This window comes from Micromonospora sp. GCM10011542, from assembly GCF_042650685.1.
In the GTDB taxonomy this organism is placed as follows: domain Bacteria; phylum Actinomycetota; class Actinomycetes; order Mycobacteriales; family Micromonosporaceae; genus Micromonospora.
Genome location: NZ_JBHSBO010000076.1, coordinates 1 through 1,320, shown reverse-complemented (window position 1 = coordinate 1,320; position 1,320 = coordinate 1). Strand labels below are relative to the sequence as shown.

Annotated in this window: 1 protein-coding gene; it reads right to left on the bottom strand. The window is 68.8% G+C overall.

What is annotated here, in order from left to right; translation table 11 throughout:
* Positions 1-69: 69 nt before the first annotated feature.
* Positions 70-1,311 carry an IS701 family transposase gene (locus tag ACFOW4_RS30210; protein ID WP_377533712.1) on the bottom strand — a complete coding sequence of 414 codons (1,242 nt, stop codon included), beginning with the start codon at positions 1,309-1,311 and terminating at the stop codon, positions 70-72.
* Positions 1,312-1,320 lie beyond the last annotated feature (9 nt).

The following is a 1,320-nucleotide window of genomic DNA, read 5'->3' as shown; positions in this document are numbered from 1 at the left end:
GGCAGGTGATGCAGGCGCCGGTCCAGGTCGCGAGGAGTCGTTGCAGCTCGCGGATGACCCTGTAGAGGGTCAGGCCGGCGCAGCCGCTTTTGGGTCCAGGCGCAGTTCCGTGATGAACAGGTGCGCGGCGGTGACCAGGGTGACGTGGCGGTGCCACCCGGTCCAGGAACGGCCTTCGAAGTGGTCCAGACCGAGCCCGGTCTTCAACTCGCGGTAGTCGTGTTCGATGCGCCAGCGGATCTTGCCGTAGCGGACCAGGTCGGCGTGGCTGGTTGCCTCGGGGAGGCTGGACAGCCAGTACTTGACCGGCTCGGCCTCATCGTCGGGCCACTGGGCGATCAGCCACCGCTCGGGCAGGAGCCCGTCCGGGTCGCGGGCGACGCGGTGCCCGGCTGGACGCACTCGCAGGAACACGAACTGAGAGCTCATGGTGCCCTTCGAGCCTTCCCGCCAGGTGATCGTCTCGGCAGCCTCGCGTCCGGCGGCGCGAACGTGCTCGACCAGGCTGACAGCCGTCTTCGGGTAGCGCGGGTCGGTGCGGGTCGGTGGGCGGCCCCGCCCGGACCACATCCGCGGCACCGGTTGCACGCCCGGCTCGTGCGCGAGGGCGTCGCCCTTGACCTGCATGATGTAGCCGATTCCACGCTCGTCCAGAGCGCTGCGGAACTGGCTGTTGTCGCCGTAGCCGGCGTCTGCGGCCAGCAGTGGCGGGCGCAGCCCGTGCTCGGCCAACTCGTCGAGCATCCCCACCACCAGCGACCATTTCGGCCGATGACGCTCATCGGCAGGTATCCCGCACCGGACCCGGCGAGCGACCACCTCAGGACGGTCAGCCTCGTCAACGGCATGGTCGTCCCAGGACGTCGGAAGGAACAACCGCCAACCGAGGGGGCACGACGCGGTGTCGGTGACCGCGTGGATGCTCACCCCGATCTGACAGTTCGCGACCTTGCCCAACGTCCCCGAGTACTGCCGCGCCACGCCCGGTGAACCCTTGCCGTCCTTCGGGAAACCGGTGTCATCGACGACCCACGCCACCGGCCCGACCACGTCGACCGCCCGCACGGCCAACCGCATCCGCACCGCCGTGGTGTCCCACGTCGAGGTTGTCACGAACTGCTGCAACCCCTGATGATCCACCCCGAGCCGATCCGCCATCGGCTGCATCGACTTGCGCCGCCCGTCCAGCAGCAGCCCTCGCAGATACGTGCCACCCTTCGCCCGCTGATCCGACCGCACCAACGGTGTGAACACATCCGCGGCGAACGCCTCAAGCCGTTGCCGCACAAGGAAAAGCTCGTCAGGGGTCACCGCAACATC